Annotated in this window: 18 protein-coding genes; 6 read left to right on the top strand and 12 right to left on the bottom strand. The window is 71.3% G+C overall.

Annotation, left to right across the window (positions count from 1 at the left end; all coding sequences use genetic code 11):
- Nucleotides 1–13 precede the first annotated feature (13 nt).
- From ACSMXX_RS12840 to argS, 3 genes are all read right to left on the bottom strand, one after another.
- Entirely contained in the window at nt 14–817 is an 804-nt protein-coding gene (locus ACSMXX_RS12840; protein WP_473184155.1) for an SAM-dependent methyltransferase, read from the bottom strand.
- A 253-nt stretch (nt 818–1070) separates the two neighbouring features.
- Nucleotides 1071–2573 (bottom strand): FAD-binding protein, encoded by a 1503-nt coding sequence (locus ACSMXX_RS12835; protein ID WP_473184154.1) that lies wholly within the window; start codon nt 2571–2573, stop codon nt 1071–1073.
- Nucleotides 2574–2741: 168 nt separating this feature from the next.
- The gene (gene argS / locus ACSMXX_RS12830) at nt 2742–4517 is read right to left on the bottom strand and encodes an arginine--tRNA ligase (RefSeq protein ID WP_473184153.1); all 1776 of its coding nucleotides are present in this window, start codon (nt 4515–4517) and stop codon (nt 2742–2744) included.
- A 173-nt stretch (nt 4518–4690) separates the two neighbouring features.
- On the opposite strand from argS, the gene lysS reads away from it, so the two are divergent.
- Nucleotides 4691–6451, top strand: coding sequence for a lysine--tRNA ligase (lysS, locus tag ACSMXX_RS12825; protein WP_473184152.1), 1761 nt, complete (start codon nt 4691–4693; stop codon nt 6449–6451).
- A gap of 76 nt (nt 6452–6527) precedes the next feature.
- Here the strand turns inward: lysS and ACSMXX_RS12820 are convergent, their stop codons facing one another.
- The 8 genes from ACSMXX_RS12820 to ACSMXX_RS12785 all read right to left on the bottom strand — a co-directional run bounded on the left by ACSMXX_RS12820 (nt 6528) and on the right by ACSMXX_RS12785 (nt 16572).
- Nucleotides 6528–8150: a DUF2637 domain-containing protein gene (locus ACSMXX_RS12820; protein WP_473184759.1), complete on the bottom strand. Its 1623-nt coding sequence runs from the start codon at nt 8148–8150 to the stop codon at nt 6528–6530.
- 380 nt (nt 8151–8530) lie between these two features.
- Nucleotides 8531–9244 (bottom strand): DUF3558 domain-containing protein, encoded by a 714-nt coding sequence (locus tag ACSMXX_RS12815; protein ID WP_473184151.1) that lies wholly within the window; start codon nt 9242–9244, stop codon nt 8531–8533.
- A gap of 27 nt (nt 9245–9271) precedes the next feature.
- Nucleotides 9272–10249 (bottom strand): hypothetical protein, encoded by a 978-nt coding sequence (locus ACSMXX_RS12810; RefSeq protein WP_473184150.1) that lies wholly within the window; start codon nt 10247–10249, stop codon nt 9272–9274.
- Nucleotides 10250–10627: 378 nt separating this feature from the next.
- Nucleotides 10628–11389 carry an SDR family NAD(P)-dependent oxidoreductase gene (locus ACSMXX_RS12805; protein ID WP_473184149.1) on the bottom strand — a complete coding sequence of 254 codons (762 nt, stop codon included), beginning with the start codon at nt 11387–11389 and terminating at the stop codon, nt 10628–10630.
- 97 nt (nt 11390–11486) lie between these two features.
- Entirely contained in the window at nt 11487–11822 is a 336-nt protein-coding gene (locus ACSMXX_RS12800; protein WP_473184148.1) for a YnfA family protein, read from the bottom strand.
- 131 nt (nt 11823–11953) lie between these two features.
- Nucleotides 11954–13660, bottom strand: coding sequence for an FAD-dependent oxidoreductase (locus ACSMXX_RS12795; protein WP_473184147.1), 1707 nt, complete (start codon nt 13658–13660; stop codon nt 11954–11956).
- A 347-nt stretch (nt 13661–14007) separates the two neighbouring features.
- Nucleotides 14008–14703, bottom strand: coding sequence for a helix-turn-helix domain-containing protein (locus tag ACSMXX_RS12790; protein WP_473184146.1), 696 nt, complete (start codon nt 14701–14703; stop codon nt 14008–14010).
- Nucleotides 14704–14772: 69 nt separating this feature from the next.
- On the bottom strand, nt 14773–16572 hold the full coding sequence (locus tag ACSMXX_RS12785) for an L-lactate permease (protein WP_473184145.1): 1800 nt from the start codon (nt 16570–16572) through the stop codon (nt 14773–14775).
- A gap of 218 nt (nt 16573–16790) precedes the next feature.
- Here ACSMXX_RS12785 and ACSMXX_RS12780 point away from each other — a divergent pair, with 218 nt between their 5' ends.
- Both ACSMXX_RS12780 and ACSMXX_RS12775 read left to right on the top strand, forming a co-directional pair.
- On the top strand, nt 16791–17534 hold the full coding sequence (locus ACSMXX_RS12780; RefSeq protein ID WP_473184144.1) for a FadR/GntR family transcriptional regulator: 744 nt from the start codon (nt 16791–16793) through the stop codon (nt 17532–17534).
- A 92-nt stretch (nt 17535–17626) separates the two neighbouring features.
- Nucleotides 17627–18349, top strand: coding sequence for a TetR/AcrR family transcriptional regulator (locus tag ACSMXX_RS12775; RefSeq protein WP_473184143.1), 723 nt, complete (start codon nt 17627–17629; stop codon nt 18347–18349).
- Nucleotides 18350–18423: 74 nt separating this feature from the next.
- On the opposite strand, the gene ACSMXX_RS12770 is transcribed toward ACSMXX_RS12775, so the two are convergent.
- Complete coding sequence (locus ACSMXX_RS12770; protein ID WP_473184758.1) at nt 18424–18978, bottom strand: hypothetical protein; 555 nt, start codon at nt 18976–18978, stop codon at nt 18424–18426.
- Between the two features lie 198 nt (nt 18979–19176).
- Between ACSMXX_RS12770 and hemL the strand changes: the two genes are divergently transcribed.
- From hemL to ACSMXX_RS12755, 3 genes are all read left to right on the top strand, one after another.
- Nucleotides 19177–20493 (top strand): glutamate-1-semialdehyde 2,1-aminomutase, encoded by a 1317-nt coding sequence (gene hemL, locus ACSMXX_RS12765; RefSeq protein ID WP_473184142.1) that lies wholly within the window; start codon nt 19177–19179, stop codon nt 20491–20493.
- Nucleotides 20494–20600: 107 nt separating this feature from the next.
- Nucleotides 20601–21245: a histidine phosphatase family protein gene (locus ACSMXX_RS12760; protein ID WP_473184757.1), complete on the top strand. Its 645-nt coding sequence runs from the start codon at nt 20601–20603 to the stop codon at nt 21243–21245.
- A gap of 146 nt (nt 21246–21391) precedes the next feature.
- Nucleotides 21392–21994, top strand: a complete 603-nt coding sequence (locus ACSMXX_RS12755) for a TlpA family protein disulfide reductase (protein WP_473184141.1) — start codon at nt 21392–21394, stop codon at nt 21992–21994.
- Nucleotide 21995: the final 1 nt, after the last annotated feature.

Here is a 21995-nt window from a genome sequence, read left to right as displayed (position 1 = left end):
GGGCCTCCGGGCCTCAGGGCTTCCTTCCGATGCCGGCGTAGAAGAAGGCGTCCTCGTCGGTGATGCCGGACTCCCCGTCGGGGCGCCAGCGGTGCGTGGTGGTCAGGCCCGGCTCGATGAGTTCCGTGCCCTCGAAGAAGCGCATGATCTCCGACTTGGTGCGTATCTGCGCCGGGGTGCCGCTCTGCCGGTAGACGTCGACCGCCTTCTGCGCGGCGGGGTTGAAGTCCGGGGTGGCGTGCGAGAGCACCAGGAAGCTGCCTGGGGCCAGCCGCTCGACCATCGACTGCACGATCTGCAGCGGGCCGTCCTCGTCCGGGAGGAAGTGCGTCACCGCGAGCATCGACAGCGCCACGGGCTCGTCCAGGTCGACGGTCGAGCGGAGCTCGGCGTCCTCCAGGACGGCGTCGTGGCGCAGATCGGCGTGTACGTAGGCGGTGCGGCCCTGCGGGCTGCTGAGCGTCAGGGCGTCGGTGTACTCCAGCACCGTCGGGTCGTTGTCCGCGTAGACCACGCGGGCGTCCGGGGCCACTTGCTGGGCGACCTGGTGGAGGTTGGGCTCAGTGGGGATGCCGGTGCCGATGTCGATGAACTGCCGCACGCCGTACTCGGAAGCGAGGGTGCGCGTGGCGCGGTGCATGAAGTCCCGGTTGGCGCGCGCACCCGTCACGATGAAGGGGAAGACCGCCTTCACCTTCTCGGCCGCCTCCTGGTCGACGGGATACCAGTCCTTGCCGCCGAGGTAGTAGTCGTACATCCGGGCCGAGTGGGCCCTGCTGGTGTCAATCTGCGCGGGCCGTTCGCCGGAACCGGTCATCGCTGTGCTTCCTCTTCTGCCGCTGCCTGTACGGGGGCGGGCGGTGCCGGGCAATCACGTTCCGTGCCCTGGCCGGTTCGTCAACAGCCCTTTTTCGCAGCCGAGTTGAAAGTATCAGAGCGATGGTTGCGTATTGAAGGTCCCTGACCGGCAGACCTGCGGCGGGGAGCCGGGAGGTCTGCCGGGCGGGGTGTGCGGTCCCGGGTCGGCGGGTCGGCGGGTCGGCCGGTTGGCCGGCCGGCCGGTCAGCCGGTCAGAAGATGCCCTGGCCCGGGGCGAGGATGCCCGCCGGGTCGTACCGGCGGCGGGCCGCCGCCAGCGCCGGCCAGGCGCGCCCGAAGTGGTCGCGCCAGTCGCTCCGCCGGAACGGGATGGAGCCCACCGGGTACTGCTTGCCGCCCGCGTCCCGCACCGTCTCGTAGGCCGCACGGTTGGCGGCGAGCAGCCGGTCGACGGTGGCGGGATCGCCCGCCGGACCGGTGCGCAGCACGGCGAGCAGGTACGGAACCGGGTCGTCCGGCATCCGCAGCAGCGGCGTGCGCAGCAGCTCCCGGCGCATGGGGTAGAGCAGCACGACGCCGCTGCTGCCGACGTCCTCGGGCCTGAGGCCGTCGAGGATGCCGGACGCCAGGGACTCCACGGATGCGGACGGCAGAAGCAGATTGAGCCAGGGGTGCGGGTCGTCCCAGAGGCCCTGCTCCTTCTGCTCGGCGACGGAGGGCGCGAGCCGGTCGAGAAACGCGTAGTAGTCGAGGGTGTCCGCGGTCATGCCCGCGCTCTCGAAGCGCAGGCCTGCCAGCAGCTCCTCGTCGTCCGGCTCGGGGCCCGCCGGAGGGCCGTACGCGACGGCCTCCAGCACGTGTACGCGGAAGGCCCCGGTGTCGTCGGGGAGGACCAGCCCCTCGACGTAGTCGAAGCGGCGCTCGGCGATCAGCCGCCGCTGGTCCTCCAGGAAGACCTCCAGCTCCGCGTACGGCAGCTGGAAGTGGCGCACCGTCTTCGGCGCGCGTACGAGGCGCAGCGTGGCGCCCACGACGACCGCGCACTGGCCGAGGCCCGCCCGTACGGCGTCGAAGAGGTCCGCGTGCCGCGTGGCCGAGCAGCGGACCAGCTCGCCCGCGCCCGTGACCACTTGGAGCTCGGCGACCGTGTCGGTCTGGGCGCCGTGCCGGTGGGTCTGACCGCCGAGGCCGCCGACCGAGAGCGTGCCGCCGACGGAGAGTTCGAGATAGTCGGTGAAGACCGGAGGCGTGAGCCCGTGCCGCAGCGTGGACTTGGCGACCGAGCTCCAGCGGGCGCCCGCGCCAACGGTCACCTTGCCGTCCCGTACGGGGCCGATGTGCTTCAGCGGGCCGGTCTCGATCACCAGCCCGCCTTCGGTCTGTGCCTGCCCGTACGTCGCGTGACCCTGGCCGCGCGGCGCCACGGGAATGCGGTGCTTGCGGCAGAAGCGGACCATCACCACGACGTCGTCGACGGACCCGGGCCGCAGGACCGCCGCCGGGCGCCGGTGGATGATGTGCCCGAAGTCCTCGGCGGCGGCGTCGCGCGAGGCGTCGTCGGTGAGCAACTCCCCGTCCAGCGGCGGCACATGGTCGAATCCGCCGTCCGCAGGGCGACGGGGTGCGGTGCGCTCGGTGGCCCAGGCGCGCGCCGAGGGGTCGAATCCGACGACGGCAGCCGCAGTGGCCAGGCCGTACAGGGCAGCGGTCCGTCTGGACGGTTCCGGGCTTTCCGAGCGCAGTTCCGAGCGCATGGGCGTCCTCCTGATGCGGCGTCAGCGGGTGTCTCCCGGCTGTGGATGCTACGTCGGGGGAGGTGACGGCGCGCCGGGTTCACCCGGACTTACGGCACAAATGGTGCCGTTGGGGGCGCATACGGGCGTCCGTGTGACCGGCCGGATGCGCCCGTACGGCGGGCCCGGTCAGAGCCGCTCGGGCGTGCGGATGCCGAGCAGGGTCATGCCCTGGCGGAGCGTGCGGGCGGTGAGGTCGCACAGGAAGAGCCGGTTCTGCACCAACTGCGGTGTCTCCGCCTTCAGCACCGGGCAGTTCTCGTAGAACGGGCTGTAGAGCGTGGCCAGTTCATACAGGTACGCGGCGAGCTTGTGCGGCTCGTGGCTCTCGGCCACCGCCGCGAGCGTGTCGCCGAACTCGTCCAGATGCAGCGCCAGCGCCCGCTCGGCCGGCTCCAGCTTCAGCATCGGGTGCACCTGCGGCTTCTCGTCGCCCGCCTTGCGGAAGATCGACTGGATGCGCGCGTAGGCGTACTGGAGATAGACGCTGGTGTCGCCCTGCAGGGAGACCATCCGGTCCAGGTCGAAGACGTAGTCCCTGGTCATGGAGTTGGACAGGTCCGCGTACTTGACCGCGCCGATGCCGACCTGCGCGGCACGCTCCTGGATCTCGTCCTCCGTGAGGTCCTGCGCCTTCTCCCGTACGACGACAGCCGCCCGCTGCGTCGCCTCCTCCAGCAGGTCGACGAGCCGCACCGACTCGCCCGCGCGGGTCTTGAACGGCTTGCCGTCCTTGCCGAGGACCGTGCCGAACGCAAGCTGCCGGGCGGCGCCTTCGGGGAGCCAGCCGGCCCGCTGGGCGGTCTCGAAGACCATGCGGAAGTGCAGGGCCTGGCGGGCGTCCACCACGTACAGCACGGTGCCGGCCTGGAGCGTGCCGATGCGGTCGCGGATGGCGGCGAGGTCGGTGGCGGCATAGCCGAAGCCGCCGTTGGATTTCTGCACGATCAGCGGGGTGGGCGTGCCGTCGGGGCCCTTCACGTCGTCGAAGAAGACGCACAGGGCGCCCTCGGAGCGCACGGCGACACCGGAGGACTCCAGGTCCCGCACGACCGCCTGCAGACCGTCGTTGTAGGCGCTCTCGCCGACGATGTCCTCGTCCCTGATCTCGACGTCCAGCCGCTCGTAGACACCCTGGAAGTACGTCTTCGACTCGTCGACGATCTTGTGCCAGAGGGTGAGGGACTCCTCGTCCCCGGACTGCAGCTGCACGACCCGGTCGCGGGCACGGGCCTTGAACGCCTCGTCGGACTCGAAGAGCGAATAGGCGGACTTGTAGAGCCGGTTGAGGCGCGCCATCGCGGCCTCGCCCCGGTCCTTGGCGTCCGCGGCGTCCGACTCGTGGTCCAACTCGTGCGGGTGCTCGACCAGATACTGGATGAGCATCCCGAACTGCGTGCCCCAGTCGCCGATGTGGTGGCGCCTGACCACCTTCTCGCCGCGGAACTCCAGGATCTGCGTGACCGCGTCGCCGATGACCGTCGAGCGCAGATGGCCGACGTGCATCTCCTTGGCCACGTTCGGCTGCGAGTAGTCGATCACCGTGGTGCCGGGCTGCTCGGCGTACTGGACGCCCAGCCGCTCGTCGTCGGAGCGCGCGGCGAGATTGCGGAGGACTGCCGCGTCCTTGACCCCGATGTTGATGAAGCCGGGGCCGGAGACCTCGACGGAGCCGATCTCCTCGTTGGGCGGCAGGCTTTCCACGACCTGGCCGGCCAGCTCGCGCGGGTTCGTCTTGAGCCGCTTCGCGAGCGCCAGCATGCCGTTGGCCTGGAAGTCCGCCCTGTCGCTGCGGCGCAGCATGGGGTCGACCCACTCCGTGGGGGTGTCCTCCGGCAGGGCGGCCGAGAGGGCCTCCGCGAGGCGCTTGTGGAGCGTGGCGGCGAGCGACGGGACCGAGGGCATGAATGCGGGCCGTTCCGTACGTGGGTGGCTGGTTCGGGCCCCGAGTATTCCATGTGAAGCCCTGTGCTCCGCAGCGAGTATTCCGTGTGAAACCCTGCCCGGCGCAGTGGGAGAATGGGCCTCGCAGGCTTCCCGGAGGAGAGAGCCGGGTCAGAGAGAAGGAAGGGCCGGACGTGGGTCAGACCACCACCGAGACCGACTGGGTCTCCCGTATCGCCGATGACGTCGTCGCCGAGGCGGAGCGTCGAGCGCCGGGGAAACCAGTGGTCTGCGCCTCCGGTCTCTCGCCCTCCGGCCCGATCCACCTGGGCAATCTGCGTGAGGTGATGGTTCCGCACCTGGTCGCCGACGAGATCAAGCGGCGCGGTGTGCCCTGCGAGCACATCATCTCCTGGGACGACTACGACCGCTTCCGCAAGGTGCCCGCCGGGGTCGAGGGCGTGGACTCCTCGTGGGACGAGCACATCGGCAGGCCGCTGACCTCCGTGCCCGCGCCGCCCGGCAGCGCGTACGGAAGCTGGGGCGAGCACTTCAAGGCGGCGATGGCGGACTCCCTGGCCGAGCTGGGAGTCGAGTACCGGGGCATCAGCCAGACGGAGATGTACACCTCGGGCGCCTACCGCGAGCAGATCCTTTTCGCCATGGGTGAACGCGAGCGTATCGACGCCGTGCTGGAGCGCTACCGGACGCTGGACAAGGCCGCGTCGGCGCCGGGCGGCAAGAAGCAGCAGCAGAAGAAGCAGAAGCAGGGCGAGCCGGACGCCGCCGAGATCGAGGCCGCCGAGGGCTCCGGAGCCGCCGCCGAGGACGACGGCTCGGGCACGGGCGCGGGTGAGTACTACCCGTACAAGCCGTACTGCACGGCCTGTGGCCGCGACACGACGAAGGTGACGGCCTACGACGACGCGACGACCGAGCTGACCTACGTCTGCGGCACTTGCGGACACAGCGAGACGGTGCTGCTGCGCGAGTTCGACCACGGCAAGCTCGTGTGGAAGGTCGACTGGCCGATGCGCTGGGCGTACGAGGGCGTGGTCTTCGAGCCGAGCGGCGTCGACCACCAGTCGCCCGGGTCGTCCTTCGTCGTCGGCGGGCAGCTCGTACAGGAGATCTTCGGCGCCGAGCAGCCCATCGGCCCGATGTACGCCTTCGTCGGCATCAGCGGCATGGCCAAGATGTCGTCGTCGAAGGGCGGAGTGCCCACCCCCGCCGAAGCGCTGGAGATCATGGAGGCTCCGCTGCTGCGCTGGCTCTACGCACGCCGCCGGCCGAACCAGTCCTTCAAGGTCGCCTTCGACCAGGAGATCCAGCGCACCTACGACGAGTGGGACGCCCTGGAGCGCAAGCTCGCCGCGGGCGGCGCGCAGCCCGCCGACGCCGCCGCGCATCTGCGTGCCTCCTCGACGGCCGCCGGGCCGCTGCCGGCGACGCCGCGTCCGCTGCCGTACCGCACGCTGGCGTCAGTGGTGGACGTGACCGCGGGCAACGACGAGCAGACGCTGCGGATTCTCGGCGAGCTGGACCCGGAGCGTCCGGTTCGTTCGCTCGATGAGGTGAGGCCGCGCCTCGACCGGGCGCAGCGCTGGATCACCACGCAGGTCCCGGCGGAGCAGCGCACGCGCGTACGGGCCGAGCCCGACACCGCGCTGCTGGAGTCGCTGGACGACGGCCGGCGCGAGTCGCTGCGGCTGCTGCTGGACGGGCTGGAGGACCACTGGTCCCTGGAAGGGCTGACACAGCTCGTGTACGGGGTGCCGAAGGTGCAGGCGGGCATCGATCCCGCGGCGAAGCCGACGCCCGAACTGAAGGTGGCGCAGCGCTCGTTCTTCGCGCTGGTCTACAAGCTGCTCGTGGGCAGCGAGACCGGCCCGCGGCTGCCGACGCTGCTGCTGGCGGTGGGCACGGACCGGGTGCGCAAGCTGCTCGGCGCCTGACGGATGCGAGCCGGGCTGTGAGCCGGCCGTCGGACGTGATCGGCCTCGGCATGGTCGCCGTCCGGTCGGCGTCCGTTCAGCCCGCCAGGCCCATCTCGGTGTTGTAGCGCTCCTTGAACTCCCGCATGTAGGTGCGGAGATACGCCTCGCTCAGCAGCGAGCCGTCCACGTTCGTGACGCCGTGCCGCTCGTGCAGGGCGCGCGAGAGCTGCCGCGCGTTCGGGAAGCTGGCCTGCGAGGCGACGAACTGGCGGTAGGCCGAGAAGTAGAACTCGTCGCGGGGCACACCGTCCGGTATCCCCACCGGCTCGGTCTCGTCGGAGGCGGACGCCATGGGTGGCGCCGGGTCGCGCTCGGGTACGGACCCGTAGTCGTCCCCCGGCGCGCCGGCTGCCGCCGGGGGTTCCATGAACAGCTGCTGTTCCTGGGCCCGTTGGGGCGGGAGGTAGGCGGGACCGCTGTTGCCGGGGGCGTTGGAGTTGCCCAGGGCGCGGCGGCGGCCAGGGCCCACGGGGACGGTGACCTGCGGGCCGGAGGCCTGGGTCTCGGCCGCGTAGGTGTATTCGGGGGATGGCCCGGAGTCGTGCTGCTGCGCCGGCTGTTGCGGCTCCGGGGCGCCGAAGTCCCCGTACTGTGCGGGCTGTTGTCCGTACCCGGCGGCCTGCTGCTCGTACGGCCCAGGCGTCGCGGCCGGTCCGGGCTCATACAGCCCGGGCTGTTCGTACCCGTACTGCCCCTGCTGCTCCGGCTGTTCACGGTGTGCCGGCCGGGCGGGCTCGGCCTGCTGTTCCGGGCCCTGCTGCTCCGGCAGTCCCTGGCCCCGCCCTTGTCCCTGGGCTTGGCCCGTCCCGGCGACGCCCAAGTCACCGTGCTCCTGAGGGACTTCGCCGGCCTCGGGCTTCTCCGGCCTCTCCGGCCCGGCCGCGAGCTCTGCGAGCCGCCGCCCCCCGGGGGCTCCCGCCGGTGCCGTCGCCGTCGACGGCTCCGCCGCCCGCGACCTCGTCTCCGCTGCCGAACCGCCCGTACGCGTCAGGGTCGCCGGTGCCTCGATGCCCGCGGCTGCCAGCCCGGACGGCCCGGTCTCGGCGAGCGGAACGCCGTACCGGGCGAGCTTGAGCGGCATCAGCGACTCCACCGGGGCCTTGCGCCGCCAGCCGCGCCCGTAGTGGGCCTGGAGCCGGGCCTCGTAGACGAGCCGCTCCTGTTCCATGCGGATGACCTCGTCGTAACTGCGCAGCTCCCACAGCTTCATCCGGCGCCACAGCCGGAAGGTGGAGGGGAACGCGAGCAGCCAGCGCGAGATCCGCACGCCCTCCATGTGCTTGTCGGCGGTGATGTCCGCGATCCGTCCGATCGCGTGCCGCGCGGCCTCGACCGAGACGACGAAGAGGACGGGGATCACCGCGTGCATCCCGACGCCGAGTGCGTCGGGCCATGCGGCGGCGCCGTTGAAGGCGATGGTGGCCGCGGTGAGCAGCCACGCCGTCTGGCGCAGCAGCGGGAACGGTATGCGGATCCAGGTGAGCAGCAGGTCCAGCGCGAGCAGTACGACGATGCCCGCGTCGATGCCGATGGGGAAGAACGGTGCGAAGGCGCCGAAGCCCTTCCGGGCGGCGAGATCGCGCACCGCGGCGAAGGACCCGGCGAACCCGATGGCGGCGATGGTCACGGCACCGATGACCACCACCGCGATCAATATGCGGTGTGTACGAGTCAGTTGTACGGCCTGCACTGGAGTTGTCCCCCACCCTTGGAAACCTGCGCGGCGCACCAGACTGGCACATGCGTCAAGTCCCCGCCGCACGGGCGTGCGACGGGGCTAGCGCCGTGAGGGGCACTAGGGCGTATCCGCAACGTCCCTCCCCCAGACTCCGTCTGGGAGGTGCCCCCAGGACCGCGGGGTCTGGCACGCACGCTTGCTGCGTTGTCGGTCGTCGGCGCAGCCCGCTGCGCTCTCGCCCCCTGGGCCTGCCGGCCCGGGAGGTGCCCCCACCCTCCGCCTTGCCATCGCACGCACCAGACCCCGCGGCCCCCGCCCTAACGGGCGGACGACGCTACTTTGCGGACACGCCCTAGGCGTCACTTGAGGGAAGCGACCGCTTCCTTGGCCGCCTTGTCGGCGTTCTTCTTCAACTCGTCCGCACCGGGGGTCTTGCCGCTCTCGAAGCCGGCGCCGGCGTAGTCCACGGTCACGACGACATTCGCGGTCTGCACGACCAGACGGTGCTCGCGGAAGTTCTCCGAGTTCTTCCCGTCCTTCTTCTCGACCTCGTAGCTGAGGGCGGTCGCCTTGTCGCCGATGCCGCTCACCGGTGAGGACTTCAGGCCCTTGTTGGACTTCTCCGACTGCAGGGCGTCGGCCTGCTGCTTCAGGAACGCGCCGGCGAGCTTGTCGCCGGAGCCGCGCGAGGAGTCGGACTCGAAGCGCTTGAGGGAGACGGTCAGCTGCCGGTAGTCGAACTTGTCCAGACCGCTCCACAGGCAGCTGCCGGAGTCCTGGGTGTTGCCGGACCCGATCCGCTTGCCCGAGGCGTTGTCCGTCTTCGGGGTCAGCTTCTTGACGGTGTCCTTCGAGAGCGACTTGCAGGCGTCCGGGAGCTCCTTGAACTTCACCGCAGCCGCGCTCGGCGCGCTGTCGCCCTTCTCGGACGAGGCCGAACCGCCGCCCTCGCCACCGGAGTCGGAGGAGCAGCCCGCCACGAGCAGTGCGGGAAGGGCGACTGCCGCGCAGGCGAGCGTCCGGGCGAGACGCGGTGATCGTCGCTGTGGGGTTCGCTGTGCGTTACGGGGCATGATTCCTTCGCTTCCAGTCTGTCTGCGTCAGTTGTCGTCGAAGCCGGCAGCGAGCTCTGCGGCCACGCTACGGGCCTTCTCCTGCAACTCGGCGCTGTCCGGGGTGCGCCGTTTGTCGGTGAGCCACTGGTCGTACTTGACGGTGGCGATCACGTTCCCGCTGCGGAACACGACCGTGATGTCGCGATGGACTCCCGAGTCGCCGGTGTCCAGTTGGTCGTCGATGTAGGCGCCGTCCCCGATGTCGTCGAGCTTACGAGGGGAGAGATCCTCGTCCTGGGGCTGAGACGACTCGGCGGCCTTTCCGGGTTCGCCGGGAGCCTGGGAGCCGTTGTCGGATTTCTCACTCCCGCCGTCGCCCCCGCTCTCCTTGTCCGCGCTCTCGCCCTCGCCGCCGCTCTTGCCGTCGTCGCCGTTGCTGGTGCCGTCGTCGTTGCCGTTGCCGCTGCCGTCGCCCTCGGCGGAGTCGTCGGCGCTGCTGCCTTCGCTGCCGCCTTCGGCGTCCTCGGGCGGCGGGCTGCTTTCGTCGTCGGTCGGGATCTCGGCCTGGCCCGCGCGCTCGTCGTACAGCAGTTGGGCCTGCTCGTCGTCGCTCACGGCCGGGTCGTAGGACACGACGCGTTCCATGTCGACGGTGAGGTGGCGGGTGGCGAGGCTGGTGGCGCTCTTCCAGCGGCAGCCCACGCGCCGGTCGGTGTCGTAGGTGACGGTGGCCTCGCCCTCGTACGGGGAGGCGCTCTCGCCGTCGTCGGTGCTCTTGCCCGAGGTGTTGCTGCTCGCGCCCGCGTCCTCGGCCGCCTCGGCTCCGGGGAGCAGCTTCTTCAGGGTCTCCACGCCGACGGCTCCGCACGGCTCGGGGAGCGTGCTGTATTTGCCGGGCTCCGCCGGGGGTGCGGCGGAGGAGGAGGTGCCGGGCTTGGTGTCCTCGCCGTCACCCTCGTCGGAGGGTCCGGTGCAGGCGGTGAGGCCCCCGGAGAGCATGACGGCCAGCGCGACGCCGGTCACATACGTCCTTGCCCTCCGTTGCACTGTCCTGCCTCCTGCTCGGCTCTGCTGCCGTCCGGTCGGAACGTGTCGCCACCGTGACGGCGCCACGGAAGACAATGTCTACCGCACGCACGGCGGGGTCGTCCGTCCCTGTGGCGTTTATGTTGCGCGAAGTCCTGCTTTTCCGTTTCGTGGACTTGAGGCGTCTTCTTGTGTTCTGTCCGTGGGGGAGCCGCGTGAGTTGTCTTACACGGGATGCCGAACACGGAAGTGCGGCGCAGCGGGTGGGGGTGAGCGCAGCGCCGCGCACGGGATTCCGGTGCGCGGCGCCCTTCGCGACTCCCGGCGGCGGCCGGCGGCCGGTGGCCGGTGGGTGGGCCGGTGGGCCGGTGGGCCTCAGCGTTCGCGGTGGACCTTGGTGTTGGACGCCTGCGCGCGGGGACGTACGACCAGCAGGTCCACGTTGACGTGCGGCGGGCGGGTCACGGTCCAGGCGATCGTGTCGGCGACGTCCTCCGCGGTGAGCGGTTCGGCGACGCCTTCGTAGACCTTGGCGGCCCGGTCGGAGTCACCGCGGAAGCGGGTGAGGGCGAACTCGTCGGTCTTCACCATGCCGGGCGCGATCTCGATGATGCGTACGGGCTCCCCGCACAGCTCCAGGCGCAGGGTCTCGGCCAGCACATGGGCGCCGTGCTTGGCGGCGACGTAGCCGCCCCCGCCCTCGTAAGTGGCGTGCCCCGCGGTGGAGGAGACGACGACGACCGTTCCCTCGCCGGACGGGGACTGGGCCAGTGCCGGCAGCAGGGCCTGGGTGAGGTGGAGTACGCCGAGGACGTTGACCTCGTACATCTTGCGCCAGTCCGCCGGGTCGGCGGTGGCGACGGGGTCCGTACCGAGGGCGCCGCCCGCGTTGTTGACGAGGACGTCGCAGCGGTCCAGCCCGGCCGCGAAGGCGTCGACCGCCGCGCGGTCCGTGACGTCGAGCGGGAGGGCGACGGCTTCGTGACCCGCGTCGGTCAACTCCCCCGCCAGGGCGTCGATTCGGTCCTGGCGCCTGGCGGTGAGCACGACCCGGTAGCCGGCTGCGGCCAGTTGGCGTGCGGTGGCGGCGCCGATGCCACTGCTGGCGCCGCTGATGACGGCAGTGCGGTTGCTCATGGCCCAAAGGCTACGTCGTGCCGCCGCGCGCCCGCCGGGGAGCCGGTGCCCGGTGCCCGGTGACCGGTGACCGGTGGGGAGCAGGGGCGCGGTCGTGTCACCGGCCGCGGGGTGCGTACATGATCACCGCGACTCCGGCGAGGCAGATCAGCGCACCCGTCACGTCCCAGCGGTCGGGCCGGAACCCGTCGACCGCCATGCCCCACGCGAGGGAACCGGCCACGAAGACGCCCCCGTACGCGGCGAGGATGCGCCCGAAGTGAGCGTCGGGCTGGAGCGTGGCCACGAAGCCGTAGACCCCCAGGGCGATCACGCCGGCCCCGATCCAGGCCCAGCCGCGGTGTTCGCGCACGCCCTGCCAGACGAGCCATGCTCCGCCGATCTCCATGAGCGCCGCGAGGACGAACAGGGCGACGGAGCGGGCGATGAGCATGACCGCAGGCTACGCGAGTCCGGGCCCTTGCCCGCGGGCCGTCGAGCGCACGCGGGCCCGCCCGAGCGCGCGGAGTCTCGGAGCCGGGGCCGCGCGGCCCGCGCGGCCCGTGCCGTCGTGCCGCCGCCTCGCTACGCCACGGACCGCACCGCCGGTGCACCCGTCCACTGCGTCAGCGCCTGGCGCAGCCCCTGCAGGTCCGGCCCGTCGCTCGCCCAGGCGATGTAGCCGTCGGGCCGGATCAGCAAGGTCCGCTTCCCGACGGCTGCCGAACGCACATGCACCGTACGGTCGTCGGCCTCGGTGCTCATGTCCGGAGGCGGTGCGCCGAGCGGTGAGATGAGGACGAACGCGCCCCCGCGCAGGGCCTCGTAGAGCCGCCCCGAGGCGATCGGCAGATCCGGCGCCCGCTTACCGGCCAGCGGATGGGAGCCGCGCGGCGCCGGGTAGGAGATCCCGACGCCGGAGACCATGCGCACGCCGCGCCTCGCCAACGGGCGTACGCGGCTGAGGACTTCGGCGCCCGCGGAGCGCAGCGCACGGCCGGCGGGGGAGTGCGCGAGGGCGAGCCGGATGATGGCGCCGCTCATGCGCAGAACGAGGGTGCCCACCGGGTGCCGTTCGCCGTCGTACGTCTCCAGCAGGGTGGCGGGGGAGTGGCCGCGAAGCACCGCCGAGAGCTTCCAGGTGAGGTTGGCCGCGTCCTGCAGCCCGGTGTTCATGCCCATGCCGCCGGCCGGCGAGTGGACGTGGGCCGCGTCTCCCGCGAGGAAGACGCGGCCCACCCGGTAGCGCGGTGCCTGCCGTTCGTCGCTGTGGAAACGGGACATCCAGCGGGGGTCGTGCATCCCGTGGTCGGAGCCCAGCGCCCGCACCGTGAGCTCCCTGACCTCCTCCAGGTCCGGAGGCCGGCTGTCCGGCAGTTGCCGCCGGCGGTTCCAGCCCGCCACCCGGTAGTAGCCGTCGCCGAAGCCCGCGATGAGCGCGAAGGCGTCCTTCGTCGCGTTGACGAGGAAGGGTGAGGCGGGAGGATCGGTCAGCCGTACGTCGGCGAGCACGATGGAGCGGAGGACGGACTTGCCCGGGAAGGGCAGGCCGAGCAGTTCGCGGACGGTGCTGTGCACGCCGTCGCAGCCGATGACGTACGGGGCGCGCAGCGTCCGGACCTCTGCCGCCGGGGCTCCCGGCGCGCCTTCCGCCGGGCCGCCGCCACCCGGCGTCCCTGCCGTCCCGTCCGCCTCGGTACCTGCCGTCCCGTCCGCCTCGCGTGCCTCGGTCCCTGCCGTCCCATCCGCCTCGCCATCCGTGCCGGGCTGCCGCGCCGCCGTGACGTCCACCTCGACGCCGGAACCGTCCTGGCGCAGCCCCACGGCCTCCGTGCCGTACCGGAACGTCACTCCGGCCTTGCGGGCCCGCCGCTCAAGCAGCCGCTCCACCTCGAACTGCCCGGTGACGAGCACGAACGGGAACCGGCTCGGCAGTCGAGAAGGGTCGAGCACCGCGCGCCCGAAGAGGCCGAGCGACTGCATCCGTGCCCCCGTGCCGACCAGTTCGTCCGCCAGGCCCCGGGCGTCCATCTGTTCCAGGGTGCGGGCGTGCACGACGAGCGCGCGGGAGAGGTTGCTGATCGTCTCGTCGCGCCGCTCGACGAGGATGACGCTGTGCCCTGCCTCGGCGAGGTCCCCCGCGGCCATCAGGCCGGTGGGGCCCGCTCCCACGACGATCACGTCCGGGGCCTCGGACGCCTCGGACGCCTCCGACGCCTTGGGTGCCTTGGCCGTCCCGCTCCCGGAGCCGGAGGACGCGGGAGTCGTGCCGTCGGTGCCGCTGCGTGCCATGGAATCCTCCCCGGAGTGCGGATGCCAACGTGTGTGGGTCAACGCCCGTTGGCGCCACGGTAAGAGGGGCTCCGTGAACGTGTCAACAGCCGTTGGCCCACAAGTGTTGGCGCGGTTCCTGAGCCCGTACGGCCGGAGGGAAAGCCGCCCGCAGTCCGGAACCAGGCCTGCGGCCACGGCGGTTGACAGGCCGGGCAAACGGCCGCACGGGCTCAGACCATGCGTCGGCCCAGGTGGTACAGGGGCCGGGCCGCGTCAAGCCGCGCCGGAGGTCCCGGCCGGACGGCGGCACAGCGCCCGGAGCGTCACCTTGAGCTTCGCCCTGAGCCTCGCCCGGAGCGTCCCGCTCAGGCGTCCAGCCGCGCGCAGAACAGATCCACCAGCCGCGCGAGGAAGGCGCGGCCCTCTTCGCCGGGCTCCATGGAGATCGTCCCGCCGCCCCAGTCCACCGTGCCGACCATGTCCTGGTACTCGGAGTGCAGGTGGTGCAGGATTCCGCTGACGCGGGCCCTGCGCAGGTCGAGTAGCTTGCACACGGGCTGTACGTACGGCTGCCAGCGGGTCGTGACCGCCCGCAGCAGCAACTCGCCCAGCTCGGCCCCCTGCCCGGTGATGTCCAGCCGGGCGCGGAGCGGCAACGCCAGTGCGTCCCCGAGGAGTTCGGCCTGGCGCTCGGTCAGCTGCCACTGGCCGCCGCGCTCCATCTCCTCGTACTCGGACGGGTGGAGGCCCAGTCGCAGCGCCATGTCGAACGCGGAGACCCCGCGGGCGAGGCGGTGCTGGTGGACGCTGCTCAGCGATCCCATCAAGTCGCCGACAGAGCACCACAGCACACCCGCCAGCGCGGTCAACTCCCGCTCCCCGGGGCTCTGGTCGCCCGACTCCCAGCTGAGCACCGTCAGCGGGGTGACCTGCACCCCGTAGGCGCTGAGCATCGTGGCCGCGACGTCCTCGGCCCGCATCCCGAGGGCCTGGCGCGTGCTGCGCGCGGCCTCCCGGTTGAACGCGGGCCTGCGAGGATCGGATGACGTGTACTGGGACAAGCGATCCACTTCTTCGGTCGGCTTCCTCACGGCGCAGCTCCGGCCAGAAGGTCAAAGGATGTCAAGGTCCTAGCCCAGCGTCCAGGCCAGGATGCCGGACTGTGCATAGATCAACACGCAGAGAATCAGCAGGAGTCCGAGGCTCCACTTGAGCGTCGCGCGCAGCAGCTCGGACTCCTGGCCCGCGCAGCCGACCGCCGTGGCCGCGATGGTGAGGTTCTGAGGGCTGATCATCTTGCCGACGACGCCGCCCGAGGTGTTGCCCGCGACCAGCAGCGTCGGATCGAGGCCGGCCCCCTTGGCGGCAGCGAACTGGAGGCTGGCGAAGAGCGCGTTGGACGAGGTGTCGGAACCGGTCACCGCTGTTCCGAACCAGCCGAGCACCGGCGAGAGCAGCGCGAGCGCGCTCCCGCTCCCGGCTATCCAGGTGCCGATGGTGATGGTCTGCCCCGACAGGTTCATCGCGTACGCGAGCGCGAGCACCGACGCGACGGTGAGCAGCGCCGTGCGCAGCTTGACGAGGGTCGCCCCGAACTCCCGGAGCGCCACCTGCGGTTCGATACGGAGGACCAGCGCGGTGAGCAGGCCGGAGAGCAGCAGGAGAGTGCCCGGCGACGAAAGCCAGGCGAGGTTGTAGACGGTGGAGTCGACCTCGTTGCCCCTGACCGTGAGCAGCATCCCGTCGAGCCCCGGCCACGGGATGGCGATGTCGGTGTCGCCGAGGAACTCCTTGACGGGCGTCCACAGTTGGGCGACGGAGAACACCGAGATGACGATGATGTACGGCGTGAAGGCCGTGGCGAGGCGCCTGCCGTCGGTCTCCGGCCGTACGGAAGGCGCTCCGTGGGCGCTGTGACCTCCGTGGGCCCCGCCTCCGCCTCCGTCGCGGTCCGGACGCGTCACGGGCATCGTGTGTCCGCCGGATCCCCCGCCCTGGTGCTGCTGCCGGCTGCCGTAGGCGCCCCCGCCGCTGCCGGGACGCCCCTGGCCGCCGGGTCCGGCGGCACCGGATCCGCCGCCGTCGCGGAGCAGTTCGGCTCTCGCCTGCTCGCTGCCGCGCGGCCGCCAGAACCGCAAGAAGACGACGGCCGCCACCAGGCTGGCGAGCGAGGTGATGATGTCGGTCAGTTCGACCGAGACGTAGTTGGAGCTGACGAACTGGACCACGCCGAAGGTCACGCCGCACACGACGGCGACCGGCCAGATCTGGCGCAGTCCGCGCACCCCGTCCACCAGCAGCGTCAGCAGCAGCGGCACCACGAGCGCGAGCACCGGCACCTGGCGGCCGACGTACGCGCCGATCTCGGTGTACGGAATCTTGGTCAGCTCGCCCGCGGTGATGACGGGGATGCCCATGGCGCCGAACGCGACGGGGACGGTGTTGGCCACGAGCACCGTGACCGCCGCGCGGAACGGCGGGAAACCCAGGGCGATGAGCATGATCCCGGTGATCGCCACGGGTGCGCCGAACCCGGCGAGCGCCTCCAGCAGGGCGCCGAAGCAGAAGGCGAGCACCACCGCGAGGACGCGCGGGTCGTCGCTGATCAGCCGGAGGGACTGGCGCAGATCCTCGAACGTGCCGCTCACGACGGTCAGTTGGTACAGCCATATCGCGGTGACGAGGATCCAGCCGATGGGGAAGAGGCCGAAGACCGCGCCCTCGCTCGCGGTGAGGGCGGCCAGCTTCAGCGGCATCCCGTACACGGTGACGGCGATGGCCACGGCGACCGCGAGAGCGCTGAGACCTGCCCAGTGGGCTCTGACGCGGGCCGCTCCGAGCAGGAGGAACAGAGTCAGCAGCGGCACTGCGGCCACGAGGGCCGAGAGAGCGAGGCCGCCGGAGAGCGGAGCGAGCGCGGGCTGATACAAGGGAATCCCCGTACAGATTTGGTCAGACCATGCGATGAAGCTGCCACACACTATGAAGAGCTCAACTCGCTGTCCAGTAAACGCACATGACTTTTGGTCGGACCAAACCACGGTCGGTTGGGTTACGCTCGCCGCGACCGCGCCGTCCCGGCTGCGCTCCGGGGGCGAGTGGATCTGCGTCGCGGACATGGGGAGTCGCGGATATGGGGAGGGGTTTCATGGCCGGGCAGGACGACTGGGAACCCGTAGCCCGTTCACGCACGTACGAGTTGGTGCTCACCAGGGTCGAGGAACTCATCCTCGACGGACGACTCAGGGTGGGCGACCGGCTGCCGCCCGAGCGGGAGTTGAGCGAGATGCTCGGCGTGAGCAGGGCGGCGATCCGGGAGGCGCTGCGCGTGCTGGAGGCCCAGGGGGCGCTGCGGCCGCGGGTCGGCACGGGGCCCGACTCGGGGAACGTGATCGCGGCCATGCCCGACGCCGGGCTCACCCAGTTCCTGAGGCTGCACATCGCGCTGGCGCACTTCCCCCTCGACGACGTCGTCGAGGCGCGTGCCGTGCTTGAGCGGTCCAGTGCAAGGCTCGCCGCCGAGCGTGCCAAGGACGAGGACCTCGCGCGGATGCGCGAACTGCTCGACCGCATGGACGGCGTCGGGCTGCCCCGCGAGGTGTTCAACGACTGCGACACCGACTTCCATGTGGCGATCGCGGAGGCCGCGGGCAACCGCCTGGTCGCCGATCTGACCGCCTCCGTGCGCAACGCGGTCCGCCAGACCCTGCTGACGGTCTTCCACCGGGTCGAGGACTGGGAGGCGGTCGCCACCCGGCTGCGCGGGGAGCACCGGGCGATCTACGACGCCGTCGCGGCCGGCGAGGTCGAGCGAGCCGGTGCGGCGGTGGAGGCGCACATCCGCTCCGTGCACCGGGACATCGTCATCCCGTCCCTGTCGCCCGTCCCCTGAGTGGCCCGGGTTCCGGCTTCCGGCTTCCGGCCCGCGGACCGCGCGGGGGCGCGGCCTGGCGTGTCAACGAGTGTTGGCCTACAGTCGTTGACATGAAGGACGAAGCGAAGGCCGGGCCCGCACCGGAGGCGGACGCCGAGCCGGGAGAGGACGCCGCGGCGAGTACGGGCGCCCGGGCGGGCGCCGGTGCCGCCGCGCGGGCCGACGCCGGGGCGGCGGCGCACCTCGCGGTCTCCGCGCAGCTCGCGACCGACGGCCGGCAGCCCCGCCGCTCCGATTCGACACGGGCGGCGATCCTCCGTGCGGCGCGCGAGCGCTTCGCCTCGGACGGATACGAGCGGGCGACGATCCGCGCCGTCGCGCGCGACGCCGCCATCGACCCGTCGATGGTCATGCGCTACTTCGGCAACAAGGAGGGCCTGTTCGCCGCCGCCTCCGAAATCGACCTGCGGCTCCCGGAGTTGACCGGCGTCCCCGCCGATGAGATCGGCACCCGCCTCGTACGCCACTTCCTGGAACGCTGGGAGGGGGACGAGACGCTGAACGCCATGGTGCGCGTCGGTGTCACCAACCCGGCAGGAGCCGAGCGGGTCCATTCCGTCTTCCGCGACCAGGTCTCGCCCACGGTCGCCTCCGTGTGCCCGGATCCCCGACAGGTCCCGGTGCGCGCCGCGTTGCTGGCCTCGCAGATCCTGGGCATGGCAGTGAGCCGTTACGTGCTGAAGCTGCCGCCCGCGGCAGCGCTTACGCACGAGGAGATCGTGAACTGGCTCGGACCGACGGTCCAGCGATATCTCACAGCAGAGGGTCCGTAGACGGGGCCCGCAGAGGTCCCGGGTCTCTACGCCGAGGGCCGGCGGAGCGGGGGAACGGCGGAGCGCTCAGGGACTCAGGGCCACACCAGGCAGTACGGCTGGTGGCCCGCCATGTGCAGACGGTCGGAGAAGTCCTGCCATTCATGCAGAAGTTGGTACACGTTGAACGCGTCCTGGGGGCCGGCACGGTCCGGGACCGTCGACCAGATGAACGCCGCCGCACCGACCGACTCCTCGCCGATGCCCCGCAGCGGGTCCACGACCGTCATCGGCAGCTTCACCACGGCGTAATCCGGGTGCAGCACGACGAGTTCGAGCGGCGGCACCCGGTGAAGAGGTATGCCCTCGATTCCCGTGAGCACCATCGCGGCCATCGTCTCGGGCTTGATCTTGGTGAACATGCCGTGACCCAGCTCGTCGCCGCCGAGCTCCTCCGGGCGCATGGAGACAGGGACCCGGGCCGCGGTCGCGCCGTCCGGGGCGCCGAAATACTTGTAGGTCACCCCCACTCGGCCGCCACCCTTGCTGCTCCCAGTGTCTCTCTCCGCCGCGTCTCTGCGGTGACGTCCCCTCGCGCGCTCCGGACCGAGGTCCCCGGTACCCTCGCCCAGTCCACCACCGCGCTGCATGTCACCACCCGACCACTCGCGGCCGCCGCCGCGCAACCCGATCACCGTGTCAGAGACCTCCCCGTCCTGCGGAACGTGAAACGCCCCGCAGCGCCCAGGTAATCCCCGCGTTACCGGGCCGGTATCCCGCCGGCTCCCTGTCTCTCGCTTACCCAACGGTGGGACGACGACGCAGCGCGATCGGATCCCTCTGACACCATGGCCCTCGTGACTTACTCGTACGAGGCCCCAGTATCGCAGTCGCTCTTCGACCGTGCCGCCGCCGTGACGCCGGGAGGCGTGAACTCTCCGGTCCGTGCGTTCCAAGCAGTGGGCGGTACGCCCCGTTTCATGGTCTCCGGTGCCGGTCCGTACCTCATGGACGCCGACGGACGTGAGTACGTCGACCTCGTCTGCTCATGGGGGCCGATGATTCTGGGCCATTCCCATCCCGAGGTGCTGGCAGCCGTCCAGGAAGCGGTGAGCCGTGGTACGTCCTTCGGCACGCCCGGCGAGGACGAAGTGGCCCTGGCGGAAGAGATCGTGGACCGTATCGGGCCCGTCGAGCAGGTGCGGCTGGTCTCCTCCGGCACGGAGGCGACGATGTCCGCGATCCGGCTGGCGCGCGGTTTCACAGGTCGCGCGAAGGTCGTGAAGTTCGCGGGCTGTTACCACGGCCATGTCGACGCGCTGCTCGCCGCGGCCGGTTCGGGCGTCGCGACGTTCGGGCTGCCCGACACCCCGGGCGTCACGGGCGCGCAGGCGGCCGAGACGATCGTGCTGCCGTACAACGATCTCGACGCCGTACGGGCCGCGTTCGCCGCGCAGTCGGACGAGATCGCATGCGTCATCACCGAGGCGTCACCCGGCAACATGGGCATCGTGCCGCCGGAGCCCGGCTTCAACGAGCAGCTCAAGGAGATCTGCCGGGCGCACGGCGCGCTGTTCGTCTCCGACGAGGTGATGACGGGCTTCCGCGTCAGCAAGCAGGGCTGGTACGGGATCGACCAAGTCGTCCCCGATCTGATGACGTTCGGCAAGGTCATGGGAGGCGGCTTCCCCGCCGCGGCCTTCGGCGGGCGGCGCGACGTCATGGAGCACCTCGCTCCGGCCGGCCCCGTCTACCAGGCCGGCACCCTCTCCGGTAATCCGGTCGCCACGGCCGCCGGCCTCGCGCAGCTCCGGCTGCTGGACGACGCGGCGTACGCGGCCGTGGACGCGGCGTCCGAGCAGCTGCGCGGTGCGGTCACCGAAGCGCTGACCAAGGCGGGCGTCGCGCACCGGCTGCAGGTCGCGGGCAACATGTTCTCCGTGTTCTTCACGGATGCGCCGGTCACCGACTACGCGGGCGCAAGGGCGCAGGAGGCGTTCCGCTTCAAGGCCCTCTTCCACTCGATGCTGGAGCAGGGCGTCTATCTGCCGCCGTCCGCCTTCGAGTCGTGGTTCGTCTCGACCGCACACGACGACGGCGCGCTGGAGCGCGTCGCCGCAGCACTGCCCGACGCCGCCCGCGCGGCCGCCGAGGCGACGGCATGAGCGCCGAGGACCGTACGGGCCCGGGCGACGGCCGGGGAAGACCCGGCGGACGTGAAGTCCGCGAAACCCGCGGCGGCTCCGGTGAGGTCGTGACCGTGGTGCACGTCATGCGCCACGGCGAGGTCGAGAATCCGGGCGGCGTCCTCTACGGACGTCTGCCCGGCTACCACCTCTCCGAGCTGGGGCGCCGGATGGCCGACCGCGTCGCCGAGCATCTCGCCGACCGCGACGTCAGGTACGTCGTCGCCTCGCCGCTGGAGCGCGCGCAGGAGACGGCCGCGCCGATCGCCAAGGCGCACGGTCTGGACGTCGCAGGCGACGAGGGCCTGATCGAGGCCGACAACGTCTTCCAGGGCAGGACGGTCGGCGTCGGGGACGGCGCGCTGCGCAAGCCCGCGAACTGGCGCCATCTCTTCAACCCGTTCCGGCCGTCCTGGGGCGAGTCGTACGTGCACCAGGTGCAGCGGATGCGGGCCGCGCTCGACGCGGCGCGCGACGCCGCACGCGGCCACGAAGCCGTATGCGTGTCGCACCAGTTGCCGATCTGGACGCTGCGCAGCTTCGTCGAGCAGCGCCGGCTGTGGCACGACCCGCGTCGCCGGCAGTGCACTCTCGCCTCGCTCACGACCTTCACCTTCAACGGGGACAAGATCGTCTCCGTCGGCTACACGGAGCCGGCCCGTGACCTCGTACCCGCTCACCTGCGTGCGGGAGCGAAGGGGTCCAGGGGCGCCGGAGGACGCGGCGCCTGAGGGGCGGCCGGAGTCCGAGGGCGCCTCCTTCCCCCAGACTCCGTCTGGGAGGTGCCCCCAGGGTCGCCGCAAGTGCGGACGGCCCGTACGCAACGGCACAAGGGGGGCGCGGAAGATCGGCCCCGGGCCCATGCGAAACTTTTCACATGAGTCAGACCCGTGCCTTCCGGTACCGCCCCGCCCTGCTGATCGCTGCGCTCGCGGCGGGTGCGTCGGTGCTGGCCGGCTGCGGCGGGGACGACGCCGGATCGTCGTCCGGGGACACGAAGTTCGTCCGCGGCACCGGGCAGATCACCAAGGTGAAGAGCGGTGAGCGGCAGAAGTCTCCGGACATCTCGGGCAAAGGTGTCGACGGGAAGCGGCTGGATCTCTCCGACTACAAAGGCAAGATCGTCGTCCTGAACGTCTGGGGCTCCTGGTGCGCGCCGTGCCGCGCGGAGGCCCCGAACCTCGCCAAGGTCGCCAAGGAGACCGAGGACAAGGGCGTGCAGTTCGTCGGGATCAACACCCGCGATCTCGACCGCGCCAACGCCAAGGCCTTCGAGCGGAACTACGGCGTCGGTTACCCGAGCTTCTACGACCCCAGCGGAAAGCTCATCCTCCGCTTCCCCAAGGGCACTCTGTCCCCGCAGGCCATTCCCTCCACGCTCATCCTCGACCGCGAGGGGAAGATCGCCGTACGGGCGCTCAAGGAGCTCAGCGAGAAGGAACTGCGCTCCGCGCTCGACCCGTTGACGGCGGAGAAGTGAC

The sequence above is a fragment of the Streptomyces sp. DSM 116795 genome (assembly GCF_055792905.1).
Note: the sequence above shows the minus strand (reverse complement) of the source record. Positions and strands in the feature narration are given on the sequence as shown.

What these genes read in the sequence shown, in the direction of transcription:
- ACSMXX_RS12840 (WP_473184155.1), bottom strand. Translation starts at nt 817, where the DNA reads ATGACCGGTTCCGGCGAACGGCCCGCGCAGATTGACACCAGCAGGGCC.
- ACSMXX_RS12835 (WP_473184154.1), bottom strand. Translation starts at nt 2,573, where the DNA reads ATGCGCTCGGAACTGCGCTCGGAAAGCCCGGAACCGTCCAGACGGACC.
- argS (WP_473184153.1), bottom strand. Translation starts at nt 4,517, where the DNA reads ATGCCCTCGGTCCCGTCGCTCGCCGCCACGCTCCACAAGCGCCTCGCG.
- ACSMXX_RS12815 (WP_473184151.1), bottom strand. Translation starts at nt 9,244, where the DNA reads ATGCCCCGTAACGCACAGCGAACCCCACAGCGACGATCACCGCGTCTC.
- ACSMXX_RS12805 (WP_473184149.1), bottom strand. Translation starts at nt 11,389, where the DNA reads ATGAGCAACCGCACTGCCGTCATCAGCGGCGCCAGCAGTGGCATCGGC.
- ACSMXX_RS12800 (WP_473184148.1), bottom strand. Translation starts at nt 11,822, where the DNA reads ATGCTCATCGCCCGCTCCGTCGCCCTGTTCGTCCTCGCGGCGCTCATG.
- ACSMXX_RS12795 (WP_473184147.1), bottom strand. Translation starts at nt 13,660, where the DNA reads ATGGCACGCAGCGGCACCGACGGCACGACTCCCGCGTCCTCCGGCTCC.
- ACSMXX_RS12780 (WP_473184144.1), top strand. Translation starts at nt 16,791, where the DNA reads ATGGCCGGGCAGGACGACTGGGAACCCGTAGCCCGTTCACGCACGTAC.
- ACSMXX_RS12775 (WP_473184143.1), top strand. Translation starts at nt 17,627, where the DNA reads ATGAAGGACGAAGCGAAGGCCGGGCCCGCACCGGAGGCGGACGCCGAG.
- ACSMXX_RS12770 (WP_473184758.1), bottom strand. Translation starts at nt 18,978, where the DNA reads ATGCAGCGCGGTGGTGGACTGGGCGAGGGTACCGGGGACCTCGGTCCG.
- hemL (WP_473184142.1), top strand. Translation starts at nt 19,177, where the DNA reads ATGGCCCTCGTGACTTACTCGTACGAGGCCCCAGTATCGCAGTCGCTC.
- ACSMXX_RS12760 (WP_473184757.1), top strand. Translation starts at nt 20,601, where the DNA reads ATGCGCCACGGCGAGGTCGAGAATCCGGGCGGCGTCCTCTACGGACGT.
- ACSMXX_RS12755 (WP_473184141.1), top strand. Translation starts at nt 21,392, where the DNA reads ATGAGTCAGACCCGTGCCTTCCGGTACCGCCCCGCCCTGCTGATCGCT.